General features: G+C 64.6%; 16 protein-coding genes. 1 reads left to right on the top strand and 15 read right to left on the bottom strand.

The features are described 5' to 3' along the window. Positions 1-6 precede the first annotated feature (6 nt). The 11 genes from hflK to ndk all read right to left on the bottom strand — a co-directional run bounded on the left by hflK (position 7) and on the right by ndk (position 12961). The gene (gene hflK, locus FAZ97_RS05890; RefSeq protein ID WP_158757609.1) at positions 7-1488 is read right to left on the bottom strand and encodes an FtsH protease activity modulator HflK; all 1482 of its coding nucleotides are present in this window, start codon (positions 1486-1488) and stop codon (positions 7-9) included. A 98-nt stretch (positions 1489-1586) separates the two neighbouring features. After that, positions 1587-2771 (bottom strand): GTPase HflX, encoded by a 1185-nt coding sequence (hflX, locus tag FAZ97_RS05885; protein ID WP_233271641.1) that lies wholly within the window; start codon positions 2769-2771, stop codon positions 1587-1589. Positions 2772-2830: 59 nt separating this feature from the next. After that, positions 2831-3067: an RNA chaperone Hfq gene (gene hfq, locus FAZ97_RS05880; protein ID WP_027793540.1), complete on the bottom strand. Its 237-nt coding sequence runs from the start codon at positions 3065-3067 to the stop codon at positions 2831-2833. A gap of 162 nt (positions 3068-3229) precedes the next feature. Continuing rightward, positions 3230-4567 (bottom strand): ribosome biogenesis GTPase Der, encoded by a 1338-nt coding sequence (gene der, locus FAZ97_RS05875; RefSeq protein ID WP_158757607.1) that lies wholly within the window; start codon positions 4565-4567, stop codon positions 3230-3232. A gap of 457 nt (positions 4568-5024) precedes the next feature. Continuing rightward, on the bottom strand, positions 5025-6170 hold the full coding sequence (gene bamB / locus FAZ97_RS05870; protein WP_158757606.1) for an outer membrane protein assembly factor BamB: 1146 nt from the start codon (positions 6168-6170) through the stop codon (positions 5025-5027). 87 nt (positions 6171-6257) lie between these two features. Further along, complete coding sequence (locus tag FAZ97_RS05865) at positions 6258-6887, bottom strand: YfgM family protein (RefSeq protein ID WP_028204134.1); 630 nt, start codon at positions 6885-6887, stop codon at positions 6258-6260. Positions 6888-6966: 79 nt separating this feature from the next. Beyond that, positions 6967-8304: a histidine--tRNA ligase gene (gene hisS, locus FAZ97_RS05860; RefSeq protein WP_158757605.1), complete on the bottom strand. Its 1338-nt coding sequence runs from the start codon at positions 8302-8304 to the stop codon at positions 6967-6969. A gap of 74 nt (positions 8305-8378) precedes the next feature. After that, positions 8379-9686, bottom strand: a complete 1308-nt coding sequence (gene ispG, locus FAZ97_RS05855; RefSeq protein WP_199272089.1) for a flavodoxin-dependent (E)-4-hydroxy-3-methylbut-2-enyl-diphosphate synthase — start codon at positions 9684-9686, stop codon at positions 8379-8381. A 119-nt stretch (positions 9687-9805) separates the two neighbouring features. Then, positions 9806-11011, bottom strand: coding sequence for a helix-turn-helix domain-containing protein (locus FAZ97_RS05850; RefSeq protein ID WP_158757603.1), 1206 nt, complete (start codon positions 11009-11011; stop codon positions 9806-9808). Between the two features lie 213 nt (positions 11012-11224). Next, positions 11225-12388, bottom strand: coding sequence for a 23S rRNA (adenine(2503)-C(2))-methyltransferase RlmN (gene rlmN, locus FAZ97_RS05845; RefSeq protein ID WP_158757602.1), 1164 nt, complete (start codon positions 12386-12388; stop codon positions 11225-11227). A gap of 147 nt (positions 12389-12535) precedes the next feature. Further along, entirely contained in the window at positions 12536-12961 is a 426-nt protein-coding gene (ndk, locus tag FAZ97_RS05840) for a nucleoside-diphosphate kinase (protein WP_158757601.1), read from the bottom strand. A gap of 338 nt (positions 12962-13299) precedes the next feature. On the opposite strand from ndk, the gene FAZ97_RS05835 reads away from it, so the two are divergent. After that, entirely contained in the window at positions 13300-13998 is a 699-nt protein-coding gene (locus tag FAZ97_RS05835) for a Bax inhibitor-1/YccA family protein (protein ID WP_158757600.1), read from the top strand. A 122-nt stretch (positions 13999-14120) separates the two neighbouring features. Here the strand turns inward: FAZ97_RS05835 and FAZ97_RS05830 are convergent, their stop codons facing one another. From FAZ97_RS05830 to FAZ97_RS05815, 4 genes are all read right to left on the bottom strand, one after another. Beyond that, on the bottom strand, positions 14121-14897 hold the full coding sequence (locus FAZ97_RS05830; RefSeq protein ID WP_158757599.1) for an MBL fold metallo-hydrolase: 777 nt from the start codon (positions 14895-14897) through the stop codon (positions 14121-14123). 11 nt (positions 14898-14908) lie between these two features. Then, complete coding sequence (gene bamC, locus FAZ97_RS05825; protein ID WP_158757598.1) at positions 14909-16048, bottom strand: outer membrane protein assembly factor BamC; 1140 nt, start codon at positions 16046-16048, stop codon at positions 14909-14911. A gap of 136 nt (positions 16049-16184) precedes the next feature. Next, a complete protein-coding gene (gene dapA, locus FAZ97_RS05820) occupies positions 16185-17090 on the bottom strand; it encodes a 4-hydroxy-tetrahydrodipicolinate synthase (protein WP_158757597.1) in 906 nt (301 codons plus the stop codon). A gap of 44 nt (positions 17091-17134) precedes the next feature. Further along, positions 17135-17767 carry a class I SAM-dependent methyltransferase gene (locus FAZ97_RS05815; RefSeq protein ID WP_158757596.1) on the bottom strand — a complete coding sequence of 211 codons (633 nt, stop codon included), beginning with the start codon at positions 17765-17767 and terminating at the stop codon, positions 17135-17137. Positions 17768-17769 lie beyond the last annotated feature (2 nt).

Genomic DNA, 17769 nt, shown 5'->3' with positions numbered 1-17769 from the left:
CTCCCCTTATTGCACGTCGCTTTCGCGGCCGCGCGAGCGGAACGCATCGCGCGAACGGAAGGCGTCGCTCGCGGCGGCTGCCGCGTCGCTGGCCGTGGTTGCGGGAGCTGCGCCCTGCTGCTGGACGCCTTGCTGCTGTGCGCCTGGTTGTAGCGCTGACTGCGCCGCTGGCTGCGAGTCGCTGCTGACTGCAGGAGTCGAGGCCGCATTGGCATCCGAAGCCGCGCCGGCCGTTGCCGCACCGGCGCTCGAGGCCGAGGACGCAGCCGCGCCCGTTGCGCCCGCCGCGACCGCGGCGCGCTGGCGCGTCATGTCGACGAGCTTGTCGAGCGGCAGATAAATCACGTTGTTGCCCGACTTGCTGTCGACGAATACTTTCGTCGCATTCGAATAGATGTGCTGCATCGTCTCGAGATACATGCGCTCGCGAATCACAGCCGGCGCCTTCGCATATTGTTCGTAGACCTGCGTGAATCGTTGCGCGTCGCCCTGCGCCTGCGATACCACGCGTTCGCTGTACGCCTTGGCTTCGTCGATGAGACGCGCCGCGTCTGCCTGCGCGCGCGGCAGCAACTGGTCAGCATAGGCTTGCGCGTCGCGCTTCGCGCGGTCGCGGTCCTGACGCGCCTTGGCTTCGTCGTCGAGTGCCGCCTGCACCTGATCGGGCGCCGAGACGCTCTGGATCGCCACGCCGGTCACGCCAAGGCCCGTCTTGTACACATCGAGCGCGTGCTGGATCGTGTCGGCGAGCTGGGCGCGAATCGGCTCGCGGTCGGCGTAAAGCATGTCGTTCGTGCTGCGCGCGCCCACCACGGTACGCACCGCGGCCTGCGCGGCCTGCGTGACGGTGAGATCGGGATCGACGCTGCGGAACAGATAGTCGGTTGGCTGCTTGACCTGGTACTGCACGGTAAAGCGCACGTTGAGAATGTCGCCGTCGTGCGTGATGACCGCGGCGTCCTTCACGTTCGCCGGACGTACGAGGTTGTTGCGGCCGATCTCGACGGTGCGGATCTGGCCGACATTGACGATTTCATGCGTCTGGAACGGATACGGCATGCGCCAGTGCACGCCCTGGCCCACGGTGTGACGATACTGGCCGAACTGCAGCACAACGCCGGCCTGCCCTTCCTGGACGACGAACACGCCGCTGCCCACGTAGATCGCAATCAGCACGCCGAGCACGATGCCCACGCCGATACGCGCGCCATGGCCATTGTCCGGGCGCGGCCCGAACCCGCCCGGGCCCTTGCCCTTGCGGCCGAAGAAAGCGGACACGCGGCGATTGAAGTCGCGCCACATTTCGTCGAGATCCGGCGGACCATCGCCCTTGTCGCCGTTGCCACCCTTGTTGCCGTTATTGCCCGGCGGGCGACGCCCGTCGTCAGAACGCTGGCCATTGCCGTCGCCTCGACCCCAACGCGGATCGTTCAACGAGAAAATGGCGCGCGCGCGCTGCCAGCCAGTCCGCTTGTTGTAATCGTTCACCTGTGTTCGTTCACCAGAGTAGACAGCGGGTCAATTGCGTGCGGATTCCATCGGAGCCGCGGTGCCGGCCTTGCGTGCAAGACAACGCCGGTCGCGCTTCAGCGCTCGTGTTCGGGTTCCCAGCGAGGTTCTTCCTGCACCGCGCTCCAGTCTGCGGCCAGGGACTGCGACGCATCGGCAAGCGGCTCGGCAGTCGCGATTTCGGCGATGGCGGAGCGCAGCGCATCCAGTCCGACGCCCGTGCGCGCGCTCAAAAAGACGCGCGAAATATTACCATATTCATCACGCTCGACCGTTCCGCCGCGGGTCGCCAGCTCCGGCACGGCGTCGATCTTGTTGAAGACCAGCACCTGACGGATCGTGTCCGCGCCGATATCGTGCAGCACCTTGTTCACCTCGTCGATCTGGTCGAGACGCACGGCACTCGACGCATCCACCACGTGCAGCAGCAAGTCGGCCTGAACCGTTTCCTGCAGCGTCGCGCGAAACGCGGCGACCAACTGGTGAGGCAGTTCGCGGATGAACCCCACGGTATCGGACAGCACGATCTGGCCCACTTCGTCGCCGAGCCAGAGGCGCCGCGAGGTCGTGTCGAGCGTCGCGAACAGCTGGTCGGCGGCATAGGCCTGCGCCTTCGTGAGCGCATTGAAGAGCGTGGACTTGCCGGCGTTCGTATAGCCCACGAGCGACACCGACATCGTGCGGGTGCGCTCGCGCTGGCGCCGCTGCGTGCCGTGCTGGCGACGCAGCTTCGCAAGCTTGCCCTGCAGCATCTTGATGCGCTCGCCGATCAGCCGGCGGTCGGTTTCGAGCTGCGTTTCACCCGGACCGCGCAGGCCGATACCGCCCTTCTGACGCTCAAGGTGAGTCCAGGCGCGCACGAGGCGCGTGGCGAGGTATTGCAGCTGCGCGAGCTCGACCTGCAGCTTGCCTTCATGGCTGCGGGCGCGCTGGGCGAAGATGTCGAGGATGAGGCTCGTGCGGTCGACCACGCGACGATTGAGCGCGCGCTCCAGATTACGTTGCTGGGCGGGCGACAGCGCGTGATTGAAGATGACGATTTCAATGTCGTTCGCTTCACAGGCGAGACGCAGTTCCTCGGCCTTGCCGCTGCCGATGAACATGGCGGCGTCGGGGCTGGAGCGTCGCCCGGTGAGCGTGACAGCAGGAGTGGCGCCCGCGCTTTTGGCGAGCAGGCTGAGTTCTTCGAGACTGGCTTCGAAGTCGGTCTTGCCGAAGTCGATGCCGACGAGTGCGGCGTTGATCAAATTAGAGAATGTCAAAATGAAAGCGGCCGGACCAGAGCTGCCTGCGAGGCGCCCCGGTCCGGCCGCGTCATGGGTCAGGACGCTTCCGTATCCGGGTGGAAATTCACCGGACGGGCCGGAACCACCGTGGAGATGGCGTGCTTGTAAACCATTTGCGTAACCGTATTACGGAGCAACACGACGTACTGGTCGAACGATTCGATGTTCCCTTGAAGCTTGATGCCGTTGACCAGATAGATCGAAACAGGCACGTGCTCCTTGCGCAGCGCGTTCAGAAACGGGTCTTGTAACAATTGCCCTTTGTTGCTCATAGCAAACTCCGTATTTTTTTGCAGGTTTAACTTATATTGGGGTGAAGAAAAAGAAATCCACCACCAATCGCTACACTATAGCTGATTCTCGTTCCCCCGCGCGGTTCCTGGCGGTTCGGCCAGGCGGCCTTTGCGGGGTAGCGAACGCTATTCAGCAACAGCCTAGTTTTTCTCGGTATAGGGATTCGTCGAGGAGCGAAACTCTATGCGCAATGGAGTGCCGGTAAGCGAGAAAGTTTCCCGGAAGCGGTTCTCCAGATAGCGTTTATAGGTCTCCGTCACGGCGTCGAGTGCATTGCCGTGAATGACGATAATGGGCGGGTTCTGTCCCCCCTGGTGCGCATAGCGCAGCTTCGGACGCACCGGGCCGCGGCGGCGCGGCTGCTGGAACTCCACGGCTTCGATGAGCGCGCGCGTGAGCTTCGGCGTGGGCAACTTCGCCATGGCGGCGGCATAGGCGTCGTCCACCGAGCGCATCAACGGGCCGATGCCGAACTTCTCCGTCGCCGAGATGAAGCGCATTTCCGCGAAGTCGAGGAACTTCAGCTTGCGCTGCAGGTGGTGCTTGGTGCGCTCGCGCGCGTGGTCGTCCATGCCGTCCCACTTGTTCACGCCCACCACGAGCGCGCGGCCCTGTTCCACCACGAAGCCCGCGATATGCGCGTCCTGGTCCGAGATTTCCTGCTGCGCATCGAGCAGCAGAATCACCACGTTGGCATCGGCGATCGACTGCAGCGTCTTCACCACCGAGAACTTCTCGATCGCTTCGAACACCTTGCCGCGGCGGCGCAGGCCTGCCGTGTCGATCAACGTGTACTTCTTGCCGTTGCGCTCAAAATCCACGTAGATCGAATCGCGCGTCGTGCCCGGCATATCGAACGCGATCACGCGGTCTTCGCCGATCAGCGTATTGACGAGCGTCGACTTGCCGACGTTCGGGCGGCCGACGATCGCGATCTTGACGCCGTGCTTCGCGGCGTCCTCTTCGCTTTCCTCCGGCTGATCTGCGTACGCCTTTTCAAGCGCTTCGTTGATCATTTCCGTCACGCCGTCGCCGTGCGCCGCGGAAATCGCGCGCGGGTCGCCGAGGCCGAGTTCGTAGAAGTCGGCGGCCACGGCGCTGTACTTCATGCCCTCGGCCTTGTTCACCACAAGGTAGATCGGCCGGCCGGTCTTGCGCAGGTAATCGGCGATGTGCTTGTCCTGGGGCGCGAGTCCGTTGCGGCCGTCGCAAATAAACACGACGATATCGGCCTCTTCCACGGCCTGGCGCGTCTGGCGCGCCATTTCGTGCAGGATGCCGTCTTTCGCGACCGGCTCGAAGCCACCGGTGTCAACCACGAGATACGGGCGATCGCCCACGCGCCCTTCACCGTAGTGACGGTCGCGCGTGAGGCCAGGCAGGTCTGCCACCAGCGCATCGCGCGAACGCGTGAGCCGGTTGAACAGCGTGGATTTCCCCACATTGGGGCGCCCGACGAGGGCGATTACGGGTTTCATCTGATCTTTTCTACAGTAAGGCGCAGCACCGGAGAGTCCGGCGCGTTGCGCGGCAAGCCCTGCGCCTGCGGGGCTGCATCAGTTGCAAATTATCACGAAATTCACGAGCAGGGCCGCGGCCCCGAGCCGAAAGCGCAACGCGACCGGGGCTGGACGCCGCGCAACCGCCACGTGGCGGTAACGGTAAGCAGCAGGTGAACGGCGAGGTCGTGCGCGCCGTCGTCCCAAAATGCGCATGGCCGGCTTGAGCCGGCCAGCGAATGAGGCTTCGGAACCTGCCGGTTCCGGAGCCTCGTGCCTCTGCATGCATCAGAGCGCCGCTCGTGAGGCGCTGCCAAGTGCTTTTGCCCGCAGTGCACGTGTCTGTGCGCTTGCCTTGCCTTGCACGCCGGCCGCGCGAGCCGGCGTAACGTACAACTGCGACGCGCCCCGATGGAGCCGCCGCAGCCAAACCCGCTTAATGCGGACGAAGACCGTACAGGTCACCGTCCTTCGTCTGCACGACCAGCGTGTTGCCCGCGAGCACCGGCGCGGCCGTGATCGGGCTGCCGTCGGTCTTCACGCGCGAGACGAAGCTGCCGTCGTCGAGCGAGAGGAAATGCACGTAGCCCTCGAAGTCGCCGAGCACGACCGCATGGCCCAGCAACGCGGGCACGCTGACGTCGCGGCTCTTGAGCTTCTCGTTCGTCCAGCTCGGCTCGCCCGTCGACACGCTGAACGCCCTCACGACCGACCAGTCGTCGCCACCCACCACCGTGGATTCGTCCTGCGCAATGCCGCTCGTGCTCGAGAACGCCTTTTGCCACATCGGACGGCCCGAATTGGCGTCGAAGCAGCCAACCTGCCCCTGGAACGTGACCGCGCAGGTCGTGGCGCCCACCAGCGTGGGCGGCCCGCTCACGTCGTTGATACGCTCGACTTCCGTCACGCCCTTCGGGTACGACACCGGCGTTTCCCAGAATGCGTCGCCGCTTTGCAGGTTGATCGCGGCGAACGAGCCGCCCGGGAAGCCGGCCAGCACGGCCTGGTCGCCCGCGAACGTCATGCCCGCCGACACGCGCAGATTCAGCGGCACGGCGCGGTTGCGGTAAATCCACTTCTGCTCGCCCGTCTGGCCATTGAAGGCGACGATCTGGCCGTCGATCGTGCGCACGATCACGAGACCGTTGCCGACGAGCGGCGGCGAGATGATTTCACCCGGCGCCTTGGCCTGCCACGAAAGCTTGCCGTTCGAGTCGAGCACGTAGACATCGCCCTTCAGGCCACCGACGGCCGTGAGATTGCCGTCGCTGCCCACGCCCGCCGAGATGTCGTCCTTGAGCTTGGTGCGCCAGATGTCCTTGCCCGACGCGGCGTCGATCTTCGCAACCGAGCCGTTCTCGCCCGCTGCGTAGACGGCGTCGCCCACCGCGACCGGCGCGAACAGATAGCGGCCGGCCTTGCCGACACTCGACTTCCACACCTGCTGGACATCCAGCGCCGGCTTGAAATCGGTCAGCGGCACCGGCACGCGGCGCACGTCTTTCGTCGATGAGCAGGCTGCGAGAGCCAGGACGGTCATCGCGAGAGCGACGGGCACAACGGTTCGTTTCAGCAGATTCATCGGTGAACGACGCATGAATGAAGTTGGTTTGAATAGTTTCGCAATGCTGCGCGCACGTACGGCGCGCTACACAACTTAGCCGGCAAATTAGCCGCCGAGCGCATCCAGCTTGAACTGGATCAACTGGCGCTCGGAAGCGTCGCTCTTCGGCAGGCTGTCGAGGGCCAATTTGTAGGCCGCGCGCGCGTCGTCGCGCTTGCCGGCCGCGGCCAGCAGATCGCCACGGCCGTCGGCCACGATGCCCTTGAACGGCCCCGAATCGGGTTGCGGAATCAGCGCGAGGCCCTGATCGTAGGCCTTTTCGTCGAGCAGAAGCGAAGCGAGACGCAGCTTCGCGATCTGGCGGAATTCGTCGTCCTTCGCGTGATCGGCGGCCCATTGCAGCTGCGCCTTCGCACCGGCCGTGTCCCCCGCCATATAGAGCGCCTTGGCCACGCCAAGCGCCGTCATCTGCGCGTACGCCGTGCCGCCGAAGCGGTCTTCCATGTCGGATGCCACACGCGTGAGCATGGCCTTGTCGCTGCTGTTCGCGGCCTGCTGCACCTGGTCGTACAGCACGGCGGCTTCGGCCGCCTGACGGCGCTGCCAGAAGTTCCAGCCGTTCCACGCAGCGAGCGCGAGCAGAACGATCAGCACGACCCATGTAGCGGCGTTACCCCACTGCCCCCACCATGCCTTGAAGCTCTCGATCGATTCCTGTTCGTCGTGGTAACTCATCGCGTAGCGATTCCTCGTTTATTCTGAAGCCTGTTTTCGAATGCGCAGCGAACTGGGCAGCCCCTTTGGGGCGGCCCTATTAGTCGTCGCCGTCTTCGGCGGATGCAACCATCGCATTGATCAGATATTCGGTCAAGTCCTCAAGCGCTACCGTTTGTTGCTCGCTGCGGGCCTCCGCGGCCGTGCCGCGCAGCGCCTTCACACCGGCCTCGCCCTTGGCCACTTCATCCTCGCCGAGCACCACCGCAAACGCCGCGCCGCTCGCATCCGCGCGCTTCATTTGCGACTTGAAGCTCGCGCTCTGACCGTCGGCACTGCAATGCAAAATAACGTCGAGGCCCGTGTCGCGCAGACGCTCCGCCACGATGAACGCCTGCTCGCGAGCGGCGTCGCCCTGGTGGACAACGTAGACATCGCAACCGTCTTCTTCCGGCACGAGGTCTTCTTCCTTGAGCAATTCGAGAATGCGCTCGATGCCCATGGCCCAGCCGCACGCCGCCGTCGGCTTGCCGCCCAGCTGCTCGATCAGCGGATCGTAACGGCCGCCCGCCGCGACCGTGCCCTGCGCGCCGAGCTTGTCGGTCACCCATTCGAACACGGTCAGATTGTAGTAATCGAGACCGCGCACGAGACGCGGGTTGATCTTGAACGGAATATTGTTCGACTTGAGGATGCGCTGCAGGCCTTCGAAGTGCGCAAGCGAAGCCTCGCCGAGGAAGTCGATCAGCTTCGGCGCCTTGTCCGCGATCTCCTGCAGCGCGGGATTCTTCGTGTCGAGCACGCGCAGCGGGTTCGTGTAGAGGCGGCGCTTGCCGTCTTCATCGAGCAGATCGACGTGCTGCTCGAGATACTTGATCAGCTCGACGCGATGCGCCGCACGCTCTTCGGCCACGCCGAGCGAATTGATTTCGAGCTTGATGCCGGTGAGGCCGAGATCGTCCCAGAGGCGCTGGCACATCAGGATGATTTCAGCGTCCGCATCGGGGCCCGCGAAACCGAGCGCCTCGACGCCCACCTGATGGAACTGGCGATAGCGGCCGCGCTGCGGACGCTCGTGACGGAACATCGGGCCGATGTACCACAGGCGCTTCGGGCCGTCGTAGAGCATGTTGTGCTCGATCGACGCACGCACGGCCGCTGCCGTGCCTTCCGGGCGCAGCGTGAGGTTCTCGCCGTTGAGCGCGTCGGTGAAGCTGTACATCTCCTTCTCGACGATGTCGGTCACTTCGCCGATGCCGCGCGTAAAGAGCTGCGTATGCTCGACGATCGGCGTGCGGATATTTTGATAGCCGTACGAACGAAGCAGGGACTTGACCGTGGTCTCGAAGAATTCCCACAGCCCTGCCTCCTGCGGCAGGATATCGTTCATGCCCTTCACGCCCGTGAGCTTTTCGGGCTTGCGTTTCTGTTCAGTCATTGCGTTGCGTATTGGCTTTATTCGGTTGTGCGTATCGAGCTGCAAGCGAACTACAGGCGGACCGGCCGCCCTGCTCAGTTCGTCGCTTCGGCCTTGCCGTACTTGCGCGCGACGTAGTCGCTCACGATCTGCTGGAATTCTTCGGCGATGCGCTCGCCGCGCAGCGTCTTCACCTTCTCGCCGTCGATGAAGACCGGCGCCGCCGGGTTCTCGCCCGAGCCCGGCAGGCTGATGCCGATGTTCGCGTGCTTCGACTCGCCCGGGCCGTTCACGATGCAGCCCATCACGGCGACGTTCATCGTCTCGACGCCGGGATACTCGTCGCGCCAAACCGGCATCTGCGCGCGCAGATAGCCCTGGATCTGCGAAGCCAGTTCCTGGAACAGCGTGCTGGTCGTGCGGCCGCAACCGGGGCAAGCGATAACCATCGGCGTGAACGAGCGCAGGCCCATGGTCTGCAGGATTTCCTGGCCGACCACGACTTCGCCCGTGCGCGCGCCGCCGGGTTCCGGCGTGAGCGAGATGCGGATCGTGTCGCCAATACCCTGCTGGAGCAGCACGGAAAGCGCCGCCGTCGAAGCGACGATGCCCTTCGAGCCCATGCCCGCTTCCGTGAGACCCAGATGCAGCGCGAAATCGCAGCGCTTCGCGAGTTCCTGGTAGACGGCGATCAGATCCTGCACGCCGCTCACCTTGCACGACAGGATGATCTTGTCGCGGCCAAGGCCGAGTTCGACGGCGCGTTCGGCCGAGCCGATGGCCGACTGGATGAGCGCTTCATACATCACGCTTTGCGCTTCCCACGGCTCCTTGCGTGCGCCGTTTTCGTCCATCATGCGCGCGAGCAGATCCTGGTCGAGGCTGCCCCAGTTCACGCCGATACGCACCGGCTTGTCGTACTTGATGGCCGCTTCGATCATTTGCGCGTACTGTGTGTCGCGCTTCGCGCCCTGGCCCACGTTGCCCGGGTTGATACGGTACTTCGAGAGCGACTCCGCGCAAGCGGGATAGTCGCGCAGCAGCAGATGGCCGTTGTAGTGGAAGTCGCCGACGAGCGGCACCATCACACCCATGCGGTCAAGCTGCTCGCGGATGTGAGGCACGGCCGCCGCGGCTTCCGGCGTGTTGACCGTGATCCGCACGAGTTCCGAGCCCGCCTGCGCGAGTTCCTTGATCTGGATTGCGGTGCCGATGGGATCCGCGGTGTCGGTGTTGGTCATCGACTGCACGCGCACCGGCGCGTCGCCGCCGATCGTCACCAGCTGGCCGCCCCAGCGCACATGCACGGCATGCGACTTGCGGCGCGGCGCGTGGCCGCCGAGGACCGGCTCGTTCGAGCAGATCTGACTGTTGCTGGTCGAGGATTGCGTTTCGCTTTGCATCGAAAAACCCATTTACGCCTCACGCGTGCTTAGCGCCAATGCGTTGGCGATGGCACAGCGTGAATTGCGTCGCGGCCGGCAATGAGACTTGCCCGGCCGCGACGCGTGCCATGTCTTGATCAGGGCAGCACGAAGCGCGCGACGTTGCCGCGCGCCGACGCGTACTTCGACGTGTCGACCGGCTGGCCGTCGACGGTCATCGACTCGATGCCGGCCTTGTTGCCCACGGTGACCTTGAGCGGCTCGGTGCCGGTGATCTCACGCGCGTCGCTGCCGTGGATCATGCCCGAGAAAACTTCCTTGCCATCCTTCTGCCGCACGCTGACCCAGGTGTCCTGCGTCACGCGAATCGCGAACGTCGAGGTGTCCGCGCCGTTGTCGGCTGCCGCGTTCTGCGCTGCCGCTGCGCTCGCCGCCTGGGCGTGCGCGGCGCTTGCCGCGCTGGTAACGGCAGCAGCCGGCGCTGCGCTTGCAGCCGCGGGCTTCGCGGCCTGGGGCGCCGGCGCGACTGCCGGTTGCGCCGGTTGAGCTACCGGCTGCGTTGCTTGAGGTGCCGGTTGCGCAGCCTGCGGCGCCGCTTGCGGTGCGCTCGCCGCGGCGCCCTGATCGGGCGCGGCATTGGCGTTGTCGCCCGCATCGTTGGCGTCGCCGGCTTGCGGCGCCGCCGACTGGTCGGCGCCCTCGACGGCGGAAGCCCCTTCGCTACCGGTCGCAACGCCCTGCGTGACAGTAGGCGACGACGCGGCCGGCTGCACGCTCGCGCCGTTTGCCATCGCCTTCAGGCGAGCAAACCACGCCGACGATTCGCCACTGTTCGTGTGCCACATGGAAAGCGCGAGCACCGCGACCACGATGATCGCCACGCCCCACAGCCACGAAGCGCGACGGCGCGGCGCGCGCGCGCCACCGCCGCCGAGCGAGAGCGACACGCGGCCGCGCGGCAGATCGGAGCCGGCCGAAGCGGGCATCGACAGATCCGGCTGCGCAATGCCGCGCTCGCGGCGCAGGGCCTGCGTGAACGGCGTGGGATCGGCGCCGAGCAGCTTCGCGTAGGCACGCACCACGCCGAGCGCGAACGTCGTGTCCGGCAAATGGCTGATATCGCCCGCTTCGAGTTCGCGCAGCTTCGACACCGCCACCTTCAGGCGTGCCGAGACATCTTCGATCGCCCAACCCTTGGCCTCGCGCAGCTGCGCGAGACGCGCGCCGGCCGCGGCCAGTGTGTCGGGCACGGCCTGCACCGGCGAGGGCGTCGCGCCCGGCGCCGAACGACCTGCGTTGCTGTCAGTTCCGTCTGTCCCGAAAGGGTGCTGCGGCTCGCTCATCCCAAAGTCCTTGCGTCGATTCTTTTCAATTCTGGAACCGGTGGGGCGCGTCCCGCCCCGCCTCTACCCGATTCGCAGACCGTTTATAACAAATTGCGCGGCCACGTTGTAAAACCTTTGGCCGCTTCCGATCGCTTCTGCAACGCTTCTTTTACTACCACCTACGACCGCGCGTTTCCCCCGCACGCCGCCGTGGGCCCTCCTCATGCCGGCTCAGTGCTGAACCGGCCGCACTTCGATGACCTTGCCCGCGTTGCGGCTCGTGCGCTCAGCAAGGCGCGTGCGGTCCTTCACCTCGCCGGCGAGCTGCCCGCAAGCCGCGTCGATGTCGTCGCCGCGCGTCTTGCGCACGGTCGTGACGACGCCTGCATCCATCAGAATCTGCGCGAAGCGCTTGATCTGGTCCGATTTCGAGCGCAGCAGGCCCGACTCGGGGAACGGATTGAACGGGATCAGATTGAACTTGCACGGCACGTCACGGGTAACGGCTAGCAATTCACGCGCGTGCTTTTCGGTGTCGTTGACGCCGTCGAGCATGCAGTACTCGAACGTGATGAAGTCGCGCGGCGCGACTTCCAGGTAGCGCTGGCAAGCCGCCATCAACTCGCGCAGCGGGTACTTGCGATTGAGCGGCACGAGTTCGTCGCGCAGCGCGTCGTTCGGTGCGTGCAAGGAGACGGCGAGCGCCACGGGGAGTTCGGCCCCGAGACGGTCCATCATCGGCACGACGCCCGACGTGGACAGCGTGACACGCCGGCGCGACAGGCCGTAGGCGTTGTCGTCGAGCATCAGGCGCATGGCCGGCACGACCGCGTCGTAGTTCAGCAGCGGCTCGCCCATACCCATCATCACGACGTTCGTGATGACGCGTTCGCCCTTGCCGTCGCCGCCGGTCGCACGTCCACCCGCCTCACCGAGGAGCGAGGCGCGCAAGGCGAACTCCGCCATGCGCAGCTGGCCGATGATCTCGGCGGTGGTGAGATTGCGTGAAAAACCTTGCTTGCCGGTTGAACAGAACCGGCAATTGACCGCGCACCCTGCCTGCGACGACACGCACAGCGTGCCGCGATTGTCTTCGGGGATGAACACGGTTTCGACCGCGTTGCCGTTGCCGACGTCCACGAGCCATTTGCGCGTGCCGTCGGAGGAAACGTTGTCGCTAATGATGCCGGGCATGCCGATGGTGGCGCGCCCCTTGAGCTTCTCGCGCAGCGATTTGGCGAGATCCGTCATGCCGTCGAAGTCGGCGGCGTTGTACTGATGGATCCAGCGCTGAAGCTGTTTGGCGCGAAACGGCTTCTCGCCCAGGCTCTCGCAATAGGCGACGAGCCCTTGGGCGTCGAGATCGAGAAGGTTGACGGTGGAACTGCTCGTCATATCGAATCCTGCCATTTCAGTGCGAGAGCGCGCCCACCGCCTGCGTTGCCCAGCTGCCTGCGCACTTGCGCGGCATCGGGAACTGGACGGTGAGCGTCATCGCCGTTCGCGACCCTATGCTACTACTGCAATCTGCTCGCGCCGTGCTTAGCGCGAGTAGACGTTGACTTGCGGGAAGAAGAACGCGATTTCCACGGCAGCCGTTTCAGCGGCGTCCGAACCGTGCACGGCGTTCGCGTCGATGCTGTCGGCGAAGTCGGCGCGGATCGTGCCCTTCTCGGCCTTCTTCGGGTCCGTTGCACCCATCAGATCGCGGTTCTTCAGGATGGCGTTCTCGCCTTCCAGCGCTTGAATCATCACCGGGCCCGAGACCATGAAGTCCACGAGATCCTTGAAGAACGGGCGCGCTGCGTGAACAGCGTAGAACTTCTCGGCGTCAGCGCGCGAGAGGTGGACCATGCGGGCGGCAATGACCTTCAGACCAGCGTTTTCGAAGCGGCTGTAGATCTGGCCGATCACGTTCTTTGCCACTGCGTCCGGCTTGATAATCGACAGGGTGCGTTCGATCGCCATAAAAGCTCCAAAAAATTAAGAGGTTACAGATTCAAATGAATCCGCAATTGTAGCATGTTCCCATGTATGATTGCGATTGAACCCTCATAGCCCGGCAAACCGTGGCAAATGAGCGCAATCCGGGCACAAACTACGTACGGGCTACGTACAAGCGCCGCGCCGCCGCAGGTTTCAGAGAGGCTTAAGACTGGCGGCATAATCTGTACGCAAGCACTGTAGAAACATAACGGAAACTGTGTGGCAACCCGTTGAAACTCTGGGTCGGCACACTTATCTTATGGGGGAGCGGACCGCGCACCTGCGCGCCCTCACCCACGCGTCTCACGCAAGGAGAAAGCATGAACGAGTATCCCTATAACTTCGGCCGCGGCGGCACCGTCACCTCGGCGGAGACCCGCAACCGCGTGCTGCGCAACACCTATTGGCTGCTCGCGCTGTCGATGGTGCCGACGGTGCTCGGCGCGTGGGTGGGCGTCGCGACCGGCTTCTCGCTTTTTGCCGCCACCAGCCCGGCCATGAGCCTGCTCGCGTTCTTCGCGATCGCCTTCGGCTTCATGTTCGCCATCGAACGCACCAAGGACAGCTCGGTCGGCGTGTTCGTGCTGCTCGGCTTCACGTTCTTCATGGGCCTGATGCTGTCGCGCCTGCTGTCGTTCATCCTCGGCTTCTCGAACGGCCCGCAGCTCATCATGCTCGCATTCGGCGGCACCGGCATCATTTTCACCGCCATGGCCACCATCGCCACGGTCAGCAAGCGTGACTTCTCCGGCCTCGGCAAGTGGCTCTTCATGGGCGTGATCGTGATCCTGCTGGCCGGCGTCGCGAACATGTTCCTGCAACTGCCCGCGCTGATGCTCACGGTTTCGGTCCTCGCCATCGCCATCTTCTCGGCCTACATGCTGTTCGACGTGCAGCGCGTCGTGAACGGCGGCGAGACGAACTACATCTCGGCGACGCTCGCGATCTATCTGGACCTGTATAACGTGTTCACGAACCTGCTCGCCATCCTCGGCATCTTTGGCGGCAATCGCAACTAAAGCGTAACCAAACCCTGGTGGGGCCGGATCGGCTGATTCTGGCTTCATCATGCAAAAAGCCCATGACTCTCGTCATGGGCTTTTTTTCGTCTATTCGCTCGACTGCGGAACGGGCGCGGGACTTAAAGCGCAATCCAGTCAAAACCCTCGGCTTGCGAGGCAACCCCTATTTCCGTCGGAGCATTTCCCAGAACCGCGGCCATCGCCGCGCGCGCAAGCTCGGGCGTGTTGTTTTGCTGGCTCAGATGCGCGGCGATCAAATGACGCAGCTTCGCGCGATCGAGCCCCGCGAGGATGCCGCCGGCCGCCTCGTTGTTCAGGTGACCATGCGAACCGCCAATACGCGCCTTGAGCGACGCTGGATAGCGACTCGTCGCGAGCATCTCGAGATCGTGATTGCATTCGAGCACGAGTGCGTCGCAACCACTCAGCACGCTGCTGATATGGGATGTCGATTCGCCGACGTCAGTCAGCACACCAAGCCGGCTCGCGCCGTCGCTGAACACGAACTGCAGCGGCTCGCGGGCGTCGTGCGGCACCGTGTAGGGCAGCACGCCGAGTTCGCCGATTTCAACTGTTTCGTCACCCCACAGCACGTTGAGTTCGACGCCTGCGGCATCGTCCGCGCCTACGGCCTGCGCCGTGCCCCAGCTCATGTAGAGCGGAATCGACCAGCGGCGCGCCAGCGTGAGCGCGCTGCCAATGTGGTCGCTGTGTTCGTGGGTGATGAGAATCGCGGTGAGCGAGTCGGCGGCCAGCCCCGCGCGGGCGAGGCGCCGCTCGACTTCCTTCGCTGAGAATCCGCAGTCGAGCAGCACGCGCGTGGGCGTCGTGCCGCGGCCTGCTTCTACGACGAGTGCGTTGCCCTCGCTGCCGCTGCCGAGGCTCGCAAATCGCATGTCAGCGCACGTCAGTTCAGCTGCGCGTGCAGCGCGGAAACGATACGTTGCGCGTCCGACGAGGTGTCGATGCGACCGCTCTGGTCGACCACGGCAACCTGGGTCGAATTGCCCGTCGAGCGAACCGCCACGACGTATTCCGGACCCTGATCCTTGGCGGCCTTCTTCGGATTGTAGAAAAGCTTGCCCAACAGGCCGTCGCCCTTCAGCTCCTGCATCGAGTCGGCATAGCGCACGAAGTAGAGGCCCTTCTCGCGGTCGCGGTTGTCGACCGTGAAGTTCGTACGGTCGAGCGCGAGGCCCACACGCAGCCACGCGGTGTCGAACGCTTCGGGCAGATCGAGCGTCATGCCGTCAGAACCGGCGGCGACCTTGACGCCCGCCGTCGACGGACGCGCATCGGTCAGAAGCTGCTTGGATTGCGCGTCGGTCAGGCCGAACTTCTGCATGATCTTCGCGAGGAAAGCGGCTTCGAGTGCCGGATCGCGCGGACGCTCCACCCACTTCGAGCCCGTCTTGTCCTGGCCCGTCAACACTTCTTCCATCGCGTTATGCGTGACGGAAATATCGGTCTGGCCGTCCGGACCACGCGAAACCAGCACGCGGAAACGATCGCGCGTGCCCGACGAGTACGCGAAGTCGATCACGCGGCCAATCGTGCGGCGGAACCAGTCGTCCGGAATGTTGGCGCGGTTTTCGGCCCAATCCGTCGTCATGATGCCCGTGGACGGCGAGTCGGTCGTCAGCGTGAAGCCATTCTCCGTCCAGAATTCCTGCAGCTGCGGCCAGACGTCGTCAGGCGAGCGGCCGTCCACCACGAGCCAGCGGCGGTCGCCGTCGCGCTCGACGTGCATACCGAGCGGATCCTGCGCATCCGGCACGCCGAGCGTGGCGTTGCCGGCCGGGGTGACCGTGCGCTGGGCGGCGCCGCCCAGCGTGATCGTGGGCGGCGGTGCGACGTACTTCTGATCGTTCGGCGCTGACGACAGATCCTGCGGCACATTCAGCGGCGGCGCAGTCGGCGTGTCCTTGTAGTTCACGCGGTCGGACGCGAACATGTCGTTCAGCGACTCGCAGCCTGCGAGCGAGCTGAGTGCAAGCGTCAGCACCGCCATGCGGGTTGCGTGGAGGGAAAAAGCGGAACGTTTCATGTGGGCCTTCGTGATACGGGAACGCTAAGCCTTGCTCTGCGAGACGGTGGGTCCGGGGTCGGTCCGAGGTCTTTCAGTGATTGGGCGGTTGGGCCGTGGCGGCGTCGGTTGAAAAATCGGCGACTGGCTGATCGGATCAGCCAGCCAGACCGGCTTCGCGCAGCGCGGCGCGCACCACGTCGTGGTAGCGCGCGTCGAGCGGCGTGAGCGGCAGTCGGATGCCGCCCTCGATGCGGCCGAGTTCCTGCAGCGCCCACTTCACCGGAATCGGATTCGATTCGATGAACAGGTTCTTGTGCAGCGACAACAGCTTCATATGGATCGCGCGCGCCGTCTTCACGTCGCCGGCGAGCGCGGCCTTGCACAGGTCGCTCATCTGGCGCGGCGCGACGTTCGCGGTCACCGAAATATTGCCGTGGCCGCCGAGCAGCATCAGCGCGATCGCCGTGGGATCGTCGCCGCTGAAAATCTTGAAGCCCGCCGGCGCATGCTTGATGAGGTGCGCGGCGCGGTCGATGTTACCCGTCGCCTCCTTCACCGCGATGATGCCCGGCACTTCGGCCAGACGCAGGATGGTCTCGTTCGCCATGTCCGCGACCGTACGGCCCGGCACGTTGTACAGAATGACCGGCAGGTCCACGTCCTCCGCGATCTTCGCGAAGTGGCGGTACATGCCTTCCTGAGTCGGCTTGTTGTAATAGGGCACGACCTGGAGCGACGCCTGCGCGCCGACTTCCTTCGCGTGCTTCGTGAGTTCGATGGCTTCGGCGGTGGAATTGCCGCCCGCGCCCGCGATGATCGGCATACGCCCGGCGGCGTGCTCGACCGCCGTCTTGATCATCTGGATGTGCTCTTCGACGTCCAGCGTGGCGGACTCCCCGCTCGTACCGACGACGACGAGGGCATCCGTCCCCTCTTCCACGTGCCAGTCGATCAGTTTGCGGAATGCCGGCAGGTCGAGACTGCCGTCCTCGTGCATGGGGGTGACGATCGCGGGAATGCTGCCTTGCAGCGTAATGCCGTCCTGAGTGCCGTTAGCCATGAAACGCCAGAAAAATGAGTCGGTTAAACCGCGATTGTAGCGGATTAGCCGGTCAGATCGTAACGCGTTACGGGTAGTACCTGGTTCTCAGGTACATTACCGGCTCTTTCGGGGGACACTGAGGTCGTTTTTTCCCGTACCGCGCAGATGCGCTGAATATACGCCTCACGCGGCTGCGAAAGAAATCCGTCCTGATAGGCGATTACCCGCAGCACCGGTGTACAAACCGCCAGCAATTCGCCGGGAGCGAGCAGGAAAGCGGGGTTCGATGGCTTGCCGACAGTTTCGTTGCCCTGCGCGAACGTTTCGTAGATCAGGACGCCGCCCGGCGCCAGCGCGTCGATCAGACGCGGCATGAGTGGCCGGTGCAGGTAGTTCGTGACGACCACGGCCGCAAAACGGGCATCCGCTGCGAGCGGCCACGGCGCGCCTTCGAGGTCGCACTCCAATGTCGCGATACCTGCCACGTCATGGAGCGTGGCGAGCGCGGCGGCGTCGCGATCGAGCGCCGTAACCGGATGGCCCTGCCCCGCGAGCCAGCGCGTGTGCCGCCCAGCGCCTGAAGCCACGTCGAGCACCATGCCGCGGGGTGCGATCAGGTGCGCCCAGCGGCGCACCCAGCGCGAGGGCTCGGAAAGCCCATGGGCCGGCGAGCCGGCGGCAGGTGTCGACGTCATCC

Source organism: Paraburkholderia acidiphila, assembly GCF_009789655.1.
GTDB lineage: Bacteria > Pseudomonadota > Gammaproteobacteria > Burkholderiales > Burkholderiaceae > Paraburkholderia > Paraburkholderia acidiphila.
This window is presented reverse-complemented; position numbering and strand designations above follow the sequence as displayed.